The 14,666-nt window shown below is 46.9% G+C and carries 15 protein-coding genes; 12 read left to right on the forward strand and 3 right to left on the reverse strand.

From position 1 onward, the window contains the following. The first annotated feature begins 46 nt into the window (after positions 1–46). Positions 47–1,525: a L,D-transpeptidase family protein gene (locus tag C161_RS10440; RefSeq protein WP_235193781.1), complete on the forward strand. Its 1,479-nt coding sequence runs from the start codon at positions 47–49 to the stop codon at positions 1,523–1,525. Between the two features lie 42 nt (positions 1,526–1,567). Here C161_RS10440 and C161_RS32760 read toward each other — a convergent pair whose 3' ends face one another. After that, positions 1,568–1,705 carry a hypothetical protein gene (locus C161_RS32760; RefSeq protein ID WP_017689367.1) on the reverse strand — a complete coding sequence of 46 codons (138 nt, stop codon included), beginning with the start codon at positions 1,703–1,705 and terminating at the stop codon, positions 1,568–1,570. Positions 1,706–1,960: 255 nt separating this feature from the next. Here C161_RS32760 and C161_RS10445 point away from each other — a divergent pair, with 255 nt between their 5' ends. The 3 genes from C161_RS10445 (at position 1,961) to C161_RS10455 (ending at position 4,478) form a co-directional block, all read left to right on the forward strand. Then, entirely contained in the window at positions 1,961–3,058 is a 1,098-nt protein-coding gene (locus C161_RS10445; RefSeq protein ID WP_017689366.1) for a quinone-dependent dihydroorotate dehydrogenase, read from the forward strand. Between the two features lie 135 nt (positions 3,059–3,193). Continuing rightward, complete coding sequence (locus tag C161_RS10450) at positions 3,194–4,009, forward strand: GTP pyrophosphokinase (protein ID WP_036670150.1); 816 nt, start codon at positions 3,194–3,196, stop codon at positions 4,007–4,009. Next, positions 3,996–4,478, forward strand: a complete 483-nt coding sequence (locus C161_RS10455; protein ID WP_036670152.1) for a DUF309 domain-containing protein — start codon at positions 3,996–3,998, stop codon at positions 4,476–4,478. The genes C161_RS10450 and C161_RS10455 overlap by 14 nt, the downstream gene beginning before the upstream one ends. Before the next feature lie 217 nt (positions 4,479–4,695). Here the strand turns inward: C161_RS10455 and C161_RS10460 are convergent, their stop codons facing one another. After that, positions 4,696–5,244: a thioredoxin family protein gene (locus tag C161_RS10460; protein WP_036670155.1), complete on the reverse strand. Its 549-nt coding sequence runs from the start codon at positions 5,242–5,244 to the stop codon at positions 4,696–4,698. Positions 5,245–5,465: 221 nt separating this feature from the next. Here C161_RS10460 and C161_RS10465 point away from each other — a divergent pair, with 221 nt between their 5' ends. The 6 genes from C161_RS10465 (at position 5,466) to C161_RS10490 (ending at position 12,248) form a co-directional block, all read left to right on the forward strand. Continuing rightward, positions 5,466–7,163: an RsmB/NOP family class I SAM-dependent RNA methyltransferase gene (locus C161_RS10465; RefSeq protein ID WP_036670156.1), complete on the forward strand. Its 1,698-nt coding sequence runs from the start codon at positions 5,466–5,468 to the stop codon at positions 7,161–7,163. Continuing rightward, positions 7,160–7,906: a pseudouridine synthase gene (locus C161_RS10470; protein ID WP_036670158.1), complete on the forward strand. Its 747-nt coding sequence runs from the start codon at positions 7,160–7,162 to the stop codon at positions 7,904–7,906. Before C161_RS10465 ends, C161_RS10470 begins: the two co-directional genes overlap by 4 nt. A gap of 422 nt (positions 7,907–8,328) precedes the next feature. Beyond that, on the forward strand, positions 8,329–9,132 hold the full coding sequence (locus tag C161_RS10475; protein WP_036670159.1) for a Cof-type HAD-IIB family hydrolase: 804 nt from the start codon (positions 8,329–8,331) through the stop codon (positions 9,130–9,132). A 96-nt stretch (positions 9,133–9,228) separates the two neighbouring features. Next, entirely contained in the window at positions 9,229–10,269 is a 1,041-nt protein-coding gene (locus C161_RS10480; RefSeq protein ID WP_036670162.1) for a hypothetical protein, read from the forward strand. A 106-nt stretch (positions 10,270–10,375) separates the two neighbouring features. Further along, positions 10,376–10,924, forward strand: coding sequence for a GNAT family N-acetyltransferase (locus tag C161_RS10485; protein ID WP_036670165.1), 549 nt, complete (start codon positions 10,376–10,378; stop codon positions 10,922–10,924). A gap of 193 nt (positions 10,925–11,117) precedes the next feature. Next, positions 11,118–12,248 (forward strand): glycosyltransferase family 4 protein, encoded by a 1,131-nt coding sequence (locus tag C161_RS10490; protein ID WP_036609621.1) that lies wholly within the window; start codon positions 11,118–11,120, stop codon positions 12,246–12,248. A gap of 135 nt (positions 12,249–12,383) precedes the next feature. Here C161_RS10490 and C161_RS10495 read toward each other — a convergent pair whose 3' ends face one another. Further along, entirely contained in the window at positions 12,384–13,439 is a 1,056-nt protein-coding gene (locus C161_RS10495; RefSeq protein WP_036609619.1) for a YkvI family membrane protein, read from the reverse strand. Positions 13,440–13,643: 204 nt separating this feature from the next. On the opposite strand from C161_RS10495, the gene C161_RS10500 reads away from it, so the two are divergent. Both C161_RS10500 and C161_RS10505 read left to right on the forward strand, forming a co-directional pair. After that, positions 13,644–14,225 (forward strand): xanthine phosphoribosyltransferase, encoded by a 582-nt coding sequence (locus C161_RS10500; protein WP_036609617.1) that lies wholly within the window; start codon positions 13,644–13,646, stop codon positions 14,223–14,225. Between the two features lie 97 nt (positions 14,226–14,322). Further along, positions 14,323–14,652 (forward strand): hypothetical protein, encoded by a 330-nt coding sequence (locus C161_RS10505; RefSeq protein ID WP_036609615.1) that lies wholly within the window; start codon positions 14,323–14,325, stop codon positions 14,650–14,652. Positions 14,653–14,666 lie beyond the last annotated feature (14 nt).

Below are 14,666 nucleotides of genomic sequence, written 5' to 3' on the forward strand. Positions count from 1 at the left end.
GGTACTCAAGTCCTATGGATTCAACGCTTGGTTATGCCGATATATAATGATATACGAAAAAGGCGAAATAGTGGAGGATCGGATGCAAAATACTCATCTAAGAACATATGTCAAGAAACATCCCGACAATAAAATGGCTTGGTACTTGCTCGGAAAAGAGTATTTGGGCGAAGGACAGGAGGCCAAAGCCAACTATTGCTTTCAGCAAGCGGGCGAGGTTTATGAGGCATTTGAACGCAGTAAAGCTCCTGCGGACATCTGGGTAGACTATCAGGATAAACTGGTGGAGATGTCTGAGCAAAAGGAGAAAAAACAACGTAGACGCAAAATGTGGCTCACGTTGCTCATGTTGCTTGTGCTGGCAGGTCTGCCACCTGCGGACGCTCCGGGTTTCAGTCGGGAAGCGGCCGACGCACTGTCAGCAGCACTGGAATCCACAGATGACATCGAAGCGCCTGTAGAAGCGGATAAACAGGTTGGAACTGCATCCATTGCGCCAAGCAATGTGTTCACTGCTGCGGCATTTGGTGGAGGTAATCATGGCGAGGCTGCGCTCGCAGCTGCCTGGTCCGGGTCTGGCCCAAAAGTAGAGACCTCTGCTGTACTGGGCATGCAAACCTCAGATGACTGGTCTTTATGGAAACGAAATATGCCTGTGAAATACATAGTACAAACCAATAAAAGCGGGAAATTGACTGCACAGAGTTATGATGCCAAGCAATGTAACTGTGAACCTCCTGAAATTACACCGAAAATCAAAAAGATGGCCTTGGCGTGGACCGCCAAGCAGGAAGCAGCTGCATCATTATCAAGTGCAATCGTTGCCTATCGCAAAAAAAATGATGCTTGGCCCAAGAGTGTAACGCAAATGGCTCAGCCATTTCCGAACAATATTCTGGGAGAGACTGCGTCAGGGATGACCGAGATGTTTCCGAAGCTGCTAGCTTTGCATCAAGGAAAGGTACAGGAAGGAAAGAACGATTCGAGTGGTAAAGAGAATGGTTCAACGACTTCGAATTCGTCTCAAAGCAAAAATGCCGCTTTTGCAGATACGCTGGGAGGTCAGCCTTTTTTGCAGGAACCGCTGGAGATTGTCATTGATAAGAATAAACATAAACTTGCATTAATCAGTGGGGATACCATTGTTCGTATGTATGATGTGGGACTTGGCGGTGATCGAACACCGGAGGGTTCATTTGTCATTACAGATAAAGTGGTCAATCCGAATGGACGCTCGAACGGGGAGTTCGGAAGCAGAGGTATGCAGCTCTCGAATACGAATTATGCCATCCACGGGACCAACGAGCCAGACAGTATCGGACTGGATGAGTCCCTTGGATGTGTGAGAATGCGTACAGGAGATGTAGAAGAGTTATTCGCTCTTGCTCCGCAAGGCACTCCGGTACGCATTGGAGAAGATGTATTGCCAGATTTGACGCTTGTTCCAGAAGCAAAGCAGCGTTATCAGCATACGCTTGTTCCAAAGCAAAATAATCCGAACAAAACGTATCACTGGCTGAATTGATCTGTTTGATATGTAGAATCAGATGGATTCAGCCTGAATCATCTACATGTTGGCAATAATGATAAGAGCACCAATGATGATGATCAGGCCGCCTACACTGGCTGCTGTCCATGCAATGGCTTTGCGATTCACTTCTTCTTTCTTTTGCTGTAATGCAGGTGGTTTACGTTTGGGAGCCATGAGTTATTCCTCCTTATTTGGAATAGAACTGGTGTAGAGTAACCATGCTCTCATTGTAAAGAATTCAACTCGTCATTTCCAGTGGGCGGGTGGATTTCTTGTGAGCATTTTGTATTATTCGATTTGTGCTGTCTATGCGCAAACTACTTTCCTTTTTAATAAGAAACAGATAAACTTGTGAGTAGAGTGTTTTTTTACATATGAAAAGACGGACAACGGCTTTTTGGCGTACCGGACCAGAACGGAGTGAGTGATTTGTTATACAGAAGTCTTGCTAAACCTTTGTTGTTCAAAATGGACCCTGAACAGGCCCATCATCTGATTATTGGCGGCCTTAGTGGCGTGGGTAGCATCCGTCCGGTTCCTTCCGGACTGCGTGTGATGTACGGCGTTCGTGAAACGTCTGATCTGGCTGTTGACATGTTTGGGTGTCATTTCCCTACACCTGTTGGTCTGGCTGCGGGTCTGGACAAAAACGGGCAGGCCGTAACGGGCTTTTCTTCCATCGGATTTGGATTCATGGAAGTGGGAACCGTGACACCACTTGCACAACCTGGTAACGATCAACCACGGCTGTTCCGTTTGCCTCCAGATGAGGCGTTGGTGAACCGAATGGGCTTCAACAATCTTGGTGCGGAAGCCATGGCAGGTGAATTGGCACGTCTACAGGATCGGCGTATTCCAGTGGCTGTTAACATAGGCAAGAATAAGGCAACTTCTAATGAGGAAGCTCATCTGGACTATTCTAAGTGCATTCAGGCACTATACGATTATGCTGATCTATTCGTGGTTAATATCAGTTCACCAAATACACCGGATTTGCGTAATCTGCAACATGGGAATGAATTGAAGGAACTGCTCGCTGCGGTTATGAACGAGATGAACGTGCAGCATGCACGAGCGGGCGGAGCGACCAAATCAGTTCTGGTGAAGATCGCACCGGATGTGAATGATCAGGAACTTGAATATATGGTTCGCACAATTGCAGACAGCGGTGTTGCTGGCATTATTGCTACGAACACAACCATCAGTCGTACAGGACTTTCCCACCAACATGCAAAAGAGACTGGCGGTCTGAGCGGTAAACCTCTACGTGACCGTTCAACGGAGATTATTCGCCAGATCTATCGCCAGACCGAAGGCAAACTTCCGATTATCGGTTCAGGTGGCATTTTCACAAGTGAGGATGCATACGAGAAAATTAAAGCCGGAGCAAGCTTGGTCGAAATATATACAGCATTGATCTATGAAGGACCTGAGGTGAATCGGCGCATTCATGCCGGACTGCGTGAGTTGCTGCGCAAGGACGGTTATCGTCATATCTCTGAAGCGGTTGGTGCGGAGCATCGTTAAGAAGGAATGTGAATCCCCGGAATGAAAATATAGAAGCATGGGAAGAGCGTAAAATGGTTCGGGACTCTTCCCCCCACCAAACATCATGTATAATGGAATAGAACAGGGGACGCTATAGAGACAGGAGGCATAAGCATGGACGGTAGAGACTGGGGTACATTTTTACTTCCTTATGAACAAGCGGTAGAGGAATTGAAAGTCAAGTTTAAGACAATGCGAGCGGAACTGAAGAAACGGGAAGAGTATGCCCCGATTGAATTCGTTACCGGTCGTGTCAAAAAAATATCCAGTATTCTGGAGAAATCCAGACGACTGAATGTGTCGCTTGATGACGTGGAAACAGGCATTGAGGATATTGCAGGTATCCGCATTATGTGCCAGTTCGTGGATGATATCCGTCGGGTTGCCGAGTATATTCGAGGTCGTAAGGATCTCACGGTACTCATTGAGAAAGATTACATTACGAATTTCAAAGAGAGCGGCTACCGAAGCTTCCATATGATTATTGAGTATCCCGTTCAGACGGCTCTGGGACAAAAGAAAGTTTTGGCCGAGATACAGATCCGGACGCTTGCCATGAATTTCTGGGCTACCATTGAACATTCGCTGAGTTACAAGTTTCGCGAAGGGTTACCTGATGAGATGAGAACCAGGCTGAAAAAAACGGCTGAGGCCGCGTTTATACTGGACAACGAGATGTCTGCAATTCGTCTACAGATTTTGGAGGCGCAGAAGGCATTTGAGGATGATTCCAATATCGTGTCAAGAACATTGAATATCATTCATCAATTATACTTCTACCACCTTGTCAGTGAAGCAATTGAAGCACAGAAGCGATTTAACGATTACTGGGAACAGCATGATATGGAAGGGCTCAAAGACTTGCTGGATGACGTGAAGAAACTTCTGAACAACGCCAGAAAGGGCGAAAACCCGGATGAGCATCTATGAGCCACTGTACGTTGACTACTTAATCTACTTCAATCGGGATCAGGATTATTTCGAGTGCCATGAGGTGCTGGAAGAATTGTGGCTTGAACGGAACCGGGATTCTCTCTATAAAGGGTTGTTGCAAATTGCAGTTGGTTTATACCACTTCAGGAATGGCAATCTCCGCGGAGGAACGATGATGTTACAGAGCTCACTTGATCTTCTGGAACCTTATCCTGCTACGACCCTGGGCATTGAGCTTGGGATTTTGGTACAGGAAGTAAAGGCAATCGTGAAGCAACTGTCTGAGCCTGACGCTCAGTCTGTGACTTATAGGGATTTGTCCATACGAATTGTTGATGAGGTCTTAGAACAAGAGATATCTAGAAGATCGCTTGAGCTAAAACCTAATATTCCGCAGCGCCGGAGTCCTACCAGAGGGCGAATATACGAAGAGAAGATAAAGGCGATGGATCAGAGTAAAAGTTGAACCGTAGTCACCTTAACATTCAAATGAGCATCCCATGGATATGAAGTTCCATGTATATGAAACACCCCGACGATTCCTGTAAAGGGAACGATCGGGGTATTTTTGAATGTTGCGTCATATTCAGATGATTGCAGGTGGCGCAGCCTGTCCTTCAACAGAACAGTTTCTGGTGATACAAGTACCTGATTGTAGATACTGTGGTAACAGATCCTATCATTTAGCTTGCTGAAGGAGTAGCGCTGCCTTTATATTTTTGGAAAAATTGTTTGTAATCATCCAGTGTGTAGCCTTGGTCACTGCCATTCTCTTGCAGTCCGCCAACCATACGGTCTTTCTCGACACCAGCCTCATAATAGACGAGTGTAGGTGTGAACTCGATATTGTAATCGGTCCATCCTGCTTCGAATTCACGCAGATTGAACTGTGGCAGCTCAATACCTTCACTGTCAACCAGTGGCATCAACTGAGGTGTTGTGGCACGGCAGTGCGAGCAGTCGGAAGCAAAGAAATAAACAAAAAAGCTGTCTTTGTTATCGATTTTGGCTTTGAGATCAGTGGGTACAATAATTTGTTGATAGTTGGGATCACTAAGTAGCTCCCGTGTAGCTGGATTAAGCTTGGAAGCAGCGATGCCATAAGCATTTTCCACTGAATCCATCTGTTTCTTGGATTGCTGGTCTACGACAACCAGTGCTGCAATCATAATGATTAAAATACCCAGGAAAATAAGGATCGCAGCACTTTTCTTTTTCTTCTTGGATTTCATTGGACATCCCCCATCGATCATATCGAAATATAGTTTGGGCAAAAATAAAGGTTGGGATAATATGCATAAACACCCGAATTTTTGCTCAGGAATCAATCTACTTGCCATTATACTACATTACACGCTGTAGTGGAATAGATACGATATGATAGGAAAGCAAAGCTTGGATATGATAAAATAAAACGATATTGCAATCTTACCAAGACAGGATGAGTGGGAATATGGGTGTAAAGTTACCTTTGATATTTGCTGAGCGAATGAAAAGTTTGCTGGGTGATGAGTTTGAACAATTTATGAAATCTTATGAACAGTCTCCTCATGCGGGACTGAGAGTGAATACGCTAAAAATATCGATGGAACAATTCGATGAGATTGCTCCGTTTGATCTAAGATCTATTCCGTGGTGTGAGACAGGATTCTATGTACCTCATGGTGTTAAACCGGGGCTGCACCCTTATTATCATGCAGGCCTGTATTATATACAGGAACCAAGTGCAATGGCTCCAGTTGAATTATTGCAGGTGGAGCCTGGAGATCGTGTGCTTGATCTGTGTGCTGCTCCGGGAGGAAAAACCACACAGATTGCTGCAAAGCTGCAAGGCAAGGGTGTACTTGTCACGAACGATATCCATGCTGAACGCACCAAAGCGCTGGCCAAGAACGTGGAACTGTACGGGGTGCGTAACGCGGTTGTTTTGAATGAGTCGCCAGAGCGGATCGCAAATGCATTTCCTCATTATTTTGACAAAGTATTAATAGATGCGCCTTGCTCAGGTGAAGGCATGTTCCGCAAGGATGAGGACATGGTGAAATCATGGGAACATCATTCGGTGGAAAAATGTGTGCTCATGCAGCGAGATATCTTGGAGACTGCGGCACGGTTGCTGGCACCGGGAGGAACCATCGTATATTCGACATGTACCTTTGCGCCGGAGGAAAACGAAGCGATGATTGCGGAGTTCCTGAATGTAAACCGGGATTTCGTAGTAATGGACATTCCTGAAGATACAGGGTTCGCAACAGGACGTCCGGAATGGGTACGTCAGATGATGCCAGAGAAGGCAGAGGAGACGGAAGCTGTACTGGATCAAACGCGTGGCACCGCAAGATTGTGGCCTCACCTTTTGGAAGGAGAGGGACATTATGTCGCTGTATTGCAGCATCGTCTAGGGCAAGAAGTAGAAACAGATCAACCTGGAGTAGTTAAAGAAGGAGCAATGGAGTATGGGCAGGTCGTGGATGTGTCCAGGATTGAAGCAGAGGGGAACAAGGATCACTCTATTGCTGCTTCTTCAATTGCTATAACCAAGGCTGATCGTAAAAAGGAACGTTTATTGCGAATCGAATCCCGAGAGTCCCATGACAGACAGGCTGGCGGCGGCAAGAATTCGGGTAGACAGAGCAAAAAAGGTAAAGATCACGGTGGTCGTAAATCGGAACGGGGTCATGGACGCGGAGCTGATTCGGCAAGTATTGATCCGGTTGAGATCTACAGTCAGTTTATGAAAGAACAATTGGAGATTGAGTTAACGGGAGAGACGGTATGTTATGGAGATCGTGTGTATCAATCATCGGTTGGTGCAGCTCGGTTGGAGGGACTGAAAGTCATTCGTCCAGGCTGGTTTATGGGCACGATCAAGAATGGACGATTTGTTCCGTCCCACCCGCTTGCGTGTGCTCTGAATGCATCTGAAGCACGGAGAAGCGTAAATCTGTCATCCGCTGATGGCGAAGCCGTGAGGTACCTCAAGGGTGAAACGTTAAATATTGAAGAAGAACGAGTGGTGCTCAAGGCGGATACGTTTGCCAAAGGGTACGTTCTTGTATGTGTAGATGGTTATGCCGCTGGCTGGGGGAAATGGCTGGATGGTGTACTGAAGAATGAATATCCGGCAGGCTGGAGGTGGACATCGGTATGAGTGGAAAAGGCAAACAAACGTTGCGATTGGACAAAATATTAAGCCATATGGGTGTGGGAACACGAAGTGAACTCAAAAAAATGGTGAAACAAGGCAGAATCCATGTGGACGGCAAAGCGGTGAAAGACAGTGGTGTACAGGTGAATCCCGAGGTCAACGTCATTGAAGCTGATGGGGAGCGGATTGTGTATCGGGAGATGATCTATCTGATGTTGCATAAACCTCCGGGTGTCGTGTCTGCTACCGAGGACAACAGAGATAAGACGGTACTGGATCTGCTGCGCAAAGAGGATCGGGTGTTCAATCCTTTTCCTGTGGGACGACTGGATAAGGATACGGAGGGACTGCTCATTCTTACGAATGACGGTCCACTTGCCCATGATCTGTTATCTCCACGCAAGCATGTGCCCAAAACCTATGAAGCCCGTGTGCTGGGAAACGTGGATGAAGCGGATGTGCAACGTTTCAAGGCGGGCATTCAATTGGATGACGGATACGAGACGTTGCCGGCCGAACTGACTATACTTGGTCAGGAAGAGACGGAAGAAGGTACGATCTCGTCGATCTCGCTTATTATTCACGAAGGGAAGTTTCACCAAGTGAAACGTATGTTTCAGGCGGTAGGCAAGCGAGTGGTCTATCTGAAACGCGTGGCGATGGGTGAGCTGGAACTAGCTTCCGATCTTGCTATCGGAAGCTATCGTGAACTAACCGCAGATGAGTTGAGCCTTCTGCGGAAGTAAAAGCTCCCGTCCTTTGCGAAGTGAAGCAGGGAGTTGTGGAGGGAAGCGAAGCCCCGATACTAACCGTCGAAGGCGGAAAAAGCTCCCGATCTTCACGAAGTGAAGCAGGGAGTTGTGGAGGGAAGCAAAGCCCCGATACTAACGCCGCAGGCGAGAAAGCTCCCGATCTTCACGAAGTGAAGCAGGGAGCCGGGCAGAGAGCGAAGCCCTGCCCGTAATGGTCCCGGTTAAGCTTGGGTGGGACCGCCGCTGACCAGCGGTGTGCCCGGCAACAAGCGTTCCTACAACAACCGTGACATAGCAAGACCCGACCTAACACCGGTGAGCAAGACGGGAGTCCAGAGGGCAGAGCTCTCTGGGGCCCTCCCTCGGAAGGGAGGGTTTGGGTGGGTGCGACTACTAACAGATGAGGATGAAGCCAGATGACTTATAAATTAATTGCACTTGATGTAGATGGAACATTGCTGAATGATCATCATGAACTTACCGAATGGACTCAGGAGACCTTGATCCAAGCTTCCCGTCAGGGAGCAGAGATTGTCCTGTGTTCAGGTAGAGGTCCTGCCAACACGATTCCTTTTATGGAGCAGATGGGACTGGATGGATATGTGATTACGCATAACGGCGCCGTTACCGCGCAAGTCGATACCCGTGAGGTAGTTCATCATTTTGCATTAGATGGACAAGGACTGGAGCCGATCATATCCTACTGTCGAACCAATGGAGTACATTTTGACATCAATACGGCATTTGGTCTGTATGTGGATCAACCGGAAGGTTTGGGGTTGCAGGTGCGTGAGATGTATTACAACTTTATGGCCGAGCCACTGAAGTTACCCAAGTGGGTTGACATGACAGAACCGCTGGCGAAGTTCACTGCATTTGGTCCGATTGAACAGATGGATGCAGTACTTCAGGAATGGTCTACTTGGAATCTGCCTTATTATATGACACGGAGTGGTGACTTTTTTATTGATCTGATGCATCCCGAAGCGTCCAAAGGCGCTGCGCTTAAAAGGCTTGCCGAATCGAAAGGAATCATGCCTTCGGAGATTATGGCGATTGGTAACTACTTCAATGATATTACGATGCTGACTTTTGCGGGCAAAGGCATTGCCATGGATAACTCACCGGACGAGGTGAAAGCTGCTGCGGACGAGGTTACACTCTCCAATAACGAGCAGGGTGTGGCACACGCAATCCAAAAATATGTGTTATCCGTCTAACCCTACATCTTATACTTAAAATGCACGCTTTCCTCATAATCTACCGTCCTCGGGGCATCCTAAGAGAATAACGTTAGGAATGGAGGAGGACACGTGATGAAATATGATGTGGAATTGGTTGCAGACCTGCGGACATCAGGTGGAGAGGTACAGGACGTGATGGTCAATGGTCAATATGCAGGATCACTTTTCCTTGTGTACAGAGAAGGAGATCGTTTATCTGGTAGTCTTCAGATCGAGCAGGAGTCTCTGCCAGATGATACAGAGGAATTTATTGTGGAAAAAGTACATGCCTATGTCCGATCTCTTGCAGATGCGTTGGAAGTTGCGTATTATGAAGTGCTGGTTAGTTGTGGCTCATTACATACGGTTCTGCATAAGCCTGAGTCAGAGACAGTGTGGCCGTCTGAAGATATGAATCATGACGAAGGCAGCTATGACGATATAGGTAGCAGTGGAAGTAAGGTAATCCCTGTTTCACAAGCCGAATCGTTTACATATGAAGATCGGGATCAGGTTCTGGAGATGGAAATGGTAAGCGCAGGACGCAGCATATCGACGTATATATTCAATGATGTCGAAGGGCAGGAACTTGCAGAAGCTTCCTTAAAACAATATGGCGCTGATGTACAAGGTGAAATACACTGGTATGACGAGCCGGAAGAGAATCAATTGGAAGCTGCGGCAGAGTTACTGGTCAGAGAGCTGGATGAAGATATCATCGATACGATTACAATCGGCATGTGGCATCAGGGCAACGAACTCGAAACGCTAGAGTGGGTACATCGCGATTTCTCCGAGGATTTTGAGGATACCGATGAATCAGATCTGGACGAGTTGGAAGCCGCTGAAGAAACATGTTATGTCATGCTGAAGCGTAAGGATCGGGAGTTCCGGGTATATGAGTTGTTTCTTCAGGAGCGAGGTGGATTGCCTGTGGGAACAGCAACTATAGACACTTCTCATTCCGATCTGACGGGATACATTGAATACGAGGTTCCTGGTACCAGCATTCAGCGAAAGAGCCTGGTCGAAGTGTTGATGCAGGAGTTGGACAAGGAAATGGAGTTTGACACCTTGCACCTGACGATGTTGTATCGAAATCAGATTATTGATGAAGCCAGAATAGATGGGTAAAGGGCAACCGCCTTTTACCTTTTTTTGTTCTCGTTTTGACGAAAAATCCATTTCCCGGTATAGTACCATTAGTTTAAAAGAGATCAGGAAGCGGAGGAGAACAATGATGCACTCATTCAGGATCAGTAGCGAATATATTAACGATGGTTTTCAAGCGGTTCAGGCGAAGCCGGAAGATACGGAGGATGTGATGTCGCTGCTGGTGGAGACAGCCGAATGGTTACAGAGCCAAGGTTCTTCCCAATGGAACGCTTTGCTTAAAGGTGAAGATTCACATGATACGGCAGGGGCGATTCGCCGTGGGGATGTGTTTGTATTCAAAAAAGGAGCGGATGTAGCGGGGATGGTCATCCTTTTGGTTCAGCCAAGTCCTTGGGATATTCATCTTTGGGGTTCAAAAGCTCATGCCGAGGATGGCGCAATTTATCTGCATCGGTTAGCGATTCGAAGAAAATATGCTCAGAGCGGTCTGGGACGGTCCATTTTGCAATGGTCCAGCAGCGGCATACATTTTGAAGGCAAACATACGGTTCGGTTAGATTGCGGAGCGAGCAATGCTACGTTGAACGCCTTTTACGCGCGGAACGGGTATACTTTTTTGGGAGTGACCGATGGTTACAGTACATATGAGAAGCCCGTGGAGCCACTGAGCTGAGAATTCTGACTATCCTATGAATATGTTGACGACAACCGCAAGCGATGGACTGCTGAATTAGAGCTTTTGCTTCTGAGGGGAACGTTTCATGAATATGTTGTATATACGAGTTATCGTAATATAGATGTTCCGGCTTCCCTATGTCATAATGGATAGTAGAGCAGTACGTAAGTTAGAAAGGGGGAAACTAACGGTGAAATTGCTGCAGGCGCTTTTCTTTCCTCCGGAGCAGCCCGGAGGTGTATCCTCTATGATTCCGTATATGCAAGAGAGATTTACAACCCCGAGGTGGGAAATGGATCTGTTCTCGTTGCCAAAGCGAATTCGCAATAAGGGCAGAGAGGAAGTTCAGTTCGAAACGTTTGACTGGACTGAATATCAGGATAGTCCTGTTGTCCAAAAATATATTCAAACATATCGTGATTATCTTTGGTGGACCAAACTGCGAATTCAGAAGCCCTATGATCTGATCCATGCCCACCACCCAATTGCAGGACTTGCGATGAAAACAGTTTTCCCGGATACACCCCTCATTCAGACGATTCACTCCAGTTATGAACGAGAATTAATCCTTAATGGACGCATTGAAACGGATGGACCGGAGCATCGATTCCTGCTTGCGATATATGGTGAGCTGGAACACCAGGCAGAGCGCCTTTTGACGGTGTCGGATTCGTTCCGCCGTTATCTGGCTCCCTACGTGAAGGAACCTGATGTCATCGGTGTGATTCCCAATGGATTTGATGAGAAGCGCTTTAAGCCGATCCCTCATGATAATGCGATACCACAGCTGGTCACGGTATGTCGACTTGTTCCGGCAAAAGGGTTGGATATTCTTTTCAAAGCTTGTGCGGAACTGAAGGGTCGAGGTCATGATTATGTGTTACATATTATTGGAGATGGACCGATTCGTCCTGACCTGGAAGAATTGGCGCAGCGACTGGGGATCTATAATGAGACCATTTTCTATGGTTACACACTGCACCCTGAGGAATTCATGCCATTCTTTGATATTTTTGTACTTCCTTCACGGGCAGAAGCATTTGGTTCCGTCTTCGCTGAAGCGGCGCTGAGTTGTCTTGCCCTTGTGGGTACGGATGTAGGTGGTATACCGGAACAGATCGAGAACGGTAGCAATGGGTTGCTTGTACCGGCAGAAGATCCTTCTGCATTGGCTGAAGCGCTTGAAAAGGTGATGCTGGACCCGGCTTATCGTTATGAACTTGCCCGTTCAGCGTGTGAAAAAGCCAAGACACATTACTCGCTCGGCAGATCAGTCAATGAGCTGAAAAAGATGTATCTACAGTTTCCTAGCCAAGCCTAAAACGTAGAGCAAAAAGTGCGAGCCGCTGTGATAAACAGCGGCCTTTTGTCATGTTTAAGGAAAGAGTACCCGCGGTGAATTGTGGTTAGAAGGCAAACGGATGCTCATATTCATGAAATACATGGACCGTGAGATTTATATATTGTTGCGTTTACGAAAGGTGCCCCAGCGGTTCAGTACCAATTTGGCAGCCCAGATTAATGCCATTGTTCCAAAGATGGGGTAAAGGATGGACAGCAGGGAACTGAATCCAAACTGGCTGAGTGAGTAACACAATAGCATAATGGTTAATGTAATGAAACGGGGATGGACACGTATATGTTGTCTCAGTTGCAAGGTCATTCCATAGATATCGGCTACAAAGGTAGTGAATATTTCCATGAAAATAAGGGATACATATACAGATTGCACTGCCCATCCAAGTTGAAAGGCAATGCTGCCCATCGGGATTTCGAATTGGATGATGCCGGGCATCTGAGCTGACATGGCAAAATGAGCTGCCATCAGCATGAAACCAACGCCAATTCCACCCAATACTCCACCCCACTTCAGCACATTCCGACTACGAATCTGGTTACCTACAGGCACAAGAACAGCTTGAGCCAACACCAGATTGAATGAAGTATACAATAGTGGAGACAGCCACACTTGAATAGGGTTTGAGTCTGTCGTCAGTGTGATGAATCGGGAAGCACCTGGATGATGGATCGTACTGGTGATCATGAGCAGAGATAACAGGAGCATCATGGGCACAACGATGCTATTCATTTGTAGGATGGCTTGAATGCCCCGACCGAGAAGCAGATATGTCCCTACAAGTGTGACGATCAGACCTGTCTGATAATGCAAACCCAGATGCTCGACAAAAACGGAGCCTGCTCCGGCAAGCATGACACTGTTCACGCCAATGAGAATGAGAAGGGTCACCCAGGTGATCCATTTGCCCGCCTTATGGCCGAATAAATGTTTGTTCAGATCCTCATAAGAGCGGGACCCGGTATCGTGAGCGATCAGCATCATTTTGGTACCTAACCAGACAAAGAGCATGGTGGATAAGCCTATGGTGATGGTGGCCCATTTGCCATACTGGGTAAAAAACTGCAAAATTTCCTGCCCTGTAGCGAAGCCGGCTCCAACAACCGTTCCAATGTATGTAAATGCGATCTGCAGCACCCGAAATGCCTGTTTCATGTGTTTCCCCTCTCAGGCCCCTGTATAGTTTGGACATGCGGGTACCATGGTACAAGGTATGCTTGACCCACGAAAGTCATGACAATCGATAATGAGCTTTGGCTTGAAATGCGTCCCAAGGACAGCGTCAAGGCAATTTCGCTTGAACTTATAGATAGATATATGATACTTTTACCTCATAGGATAGGCTTGGGAGGTCAAATCATGGAATTATTGAAACAACGAATTTTACAAGAAGGTGTGGTTATCTCGGATCAAGTATTAAAGCTGGATGGTCTGTTGAACCACCAGATTGATCCTGCATTAACGATGGAGATGGGACGTGAGTTTGCTGCCCGTTTTCGTGAAAGTGGAGTAACTCGGGTAATCACGGTAGAATCCTCAGGGATTCCGGTTGCGTTTGCCGCAGCCTATGAACTTGGGGTGCCCCTTGTATTCGCCCGTCGCAAAAAAACACTTCTGGCTGATCCTGATGCTTACTGTGAACGTGTACCGTCCTTTACCAAAGGAATTGTAACTGACATTATGGTATCCCGCGAGTTCATTCATGAGAATGACCGCATTTTGTTCATTGATGATATCATTGCCAATGGAGATGCCGCTCGTGGCGTCATCAAAATTATCGAGCGTTCCGGTGCGGAACTTGTCGGATTCGGCGTTGTGGTCGAGAAAAGTTTCCAGGCAGGGGCACGCACGATTCGTGAACAGGGTATTCCGGTGGAAGCCTTGGTACGCATTCGTTCCCTGAACGATGGAACAGTACAATTTGACGATAACGAAATGTGACATTTTAAAGGAATAGGGCCTATTTTTTGAACTATGCCTTTGCATGACCGCCGATTTCATTTATAATGGGGTTATGTTAGGGAGAGGAGGCAACACCATGGGGAACCAACCGGCAACAGAACAATTTTTTAATGATAAGCTGGCGGAATCGAAAGTTCATTTTGAACGTGCCCTGGATTGTAAACATACGGAATTCGATGACCTTTATCCCTATATGATTGAACATCCTCAATTTTTCTGGTACAAACGCTATGTTGCCTGGTCAGAATTACTGACGATTGTAGGCTTGTGCGAAGAGTTGTCCTTCTCTTGGAAAGAACAATTTACACCGCATCAAGTGGAGTACCTTGAAGAACGTGTGATGTCCGCCAAAGTGCTTGATTTTTGGTTCGAGAAGAACGACAGCAAAGAGCACGCGCAGCGGTAACTTTCAGTCGGGAC

The sequence above is a fragment of the Paenibacillus sp. FSL R5-192 genome (assembly GCF_000517845.1).
Taxonomy (GTDB): Bacteria; Bacillota; Bacilli; order Paenibacillales; family Paenibacillaceae; genus Paenibacillus; species Paenibacillus amylolyticus.

Coding starts and splice junctions, on each gene's coding strand:
- C161_RS10440 (WP_235193781.1), top strand. CDS start 47: ATGATATACGAAAAAGGCGAAATAGTGGAGGATCGGATGCAAAATACT.
- C161_RS32760 (WP_017689367.1), bottom strand. CDS start 1,705: ATGGCTCCCAAACGTAAACCACCTGCATTACAGCAAAAGAAAGAAGAA.
- C161_RS10450 (WP_036670150.1), top strand. CDS start 3,194: ATGGACGGTAGAGACTGGGGTACATTTTTACTTCCTTATGAACAAGCG.
- C161_RS10455 (WP_036670152.1), top strand. CDS start 3,996: ATGAGCATCTATGAGCCACTGTACGTTGACTACTTAATCTACTTCAAT.
- C161_RS10460 (WP_036670155.1), bottom strand. CDS start 5,244: ATGAAATCCAAGAAGAAAAAGAAAAGTGCTGCGATCCTTATTTTCCTG.
- C161_RS10465 (WP_036670156.1), top strand. CDS start 5,466: ATGGGTGTAAAGTTACCTTTGATATTTGCTGAGCGAATGAAAAGTTTG.
- C161_RS10470 (WP_036670158.1), top strand. CDS start 7,160: ATGAGTGGAAAAGGCAAACAAACGTTGCGATTGGACAAAATATTAAGC.
- C161_RS10475 (WP_036670159.1), top strand. CDS start 8,329: ATGACTTATAAATTAATTGCACTTGATGTAGATGGAACATTGCTGAAT.
- C161_RS10480 (WP_036670162.1), top strand. CDS start 9,229: ATGAAATATGATGTGGAATTGGTTGCAGACCTGCGGACATCAGGTGGA.
- C161_RS10485 (WP_036670165.1), top strand. CDS start 10,376: ATGCACTCATTCAGGATCAGTAGCGAATATATTAACGATGGTTTTCAA.
- C161_RS10495 (WP_036609619.1), bottom strand. CDS start 13,439: ATGAAACAGGCATTTCGGGTGCTGCAGATCGCATTTACATACATTGGA.
- C161_RS10500 (WP_036609617.1), top strand. CDS start 13,644: ATGGAATTATTGAAACAACGAATTTTACAAGAAGGTGTGGTTATCTCG.
- C161_RS10505 (WP_036609615.1), top strand. CDS start 14,323: ATGGGGAACCAACCGGCAACAGAACAATTTTTTAATGATAAGCTGGCG.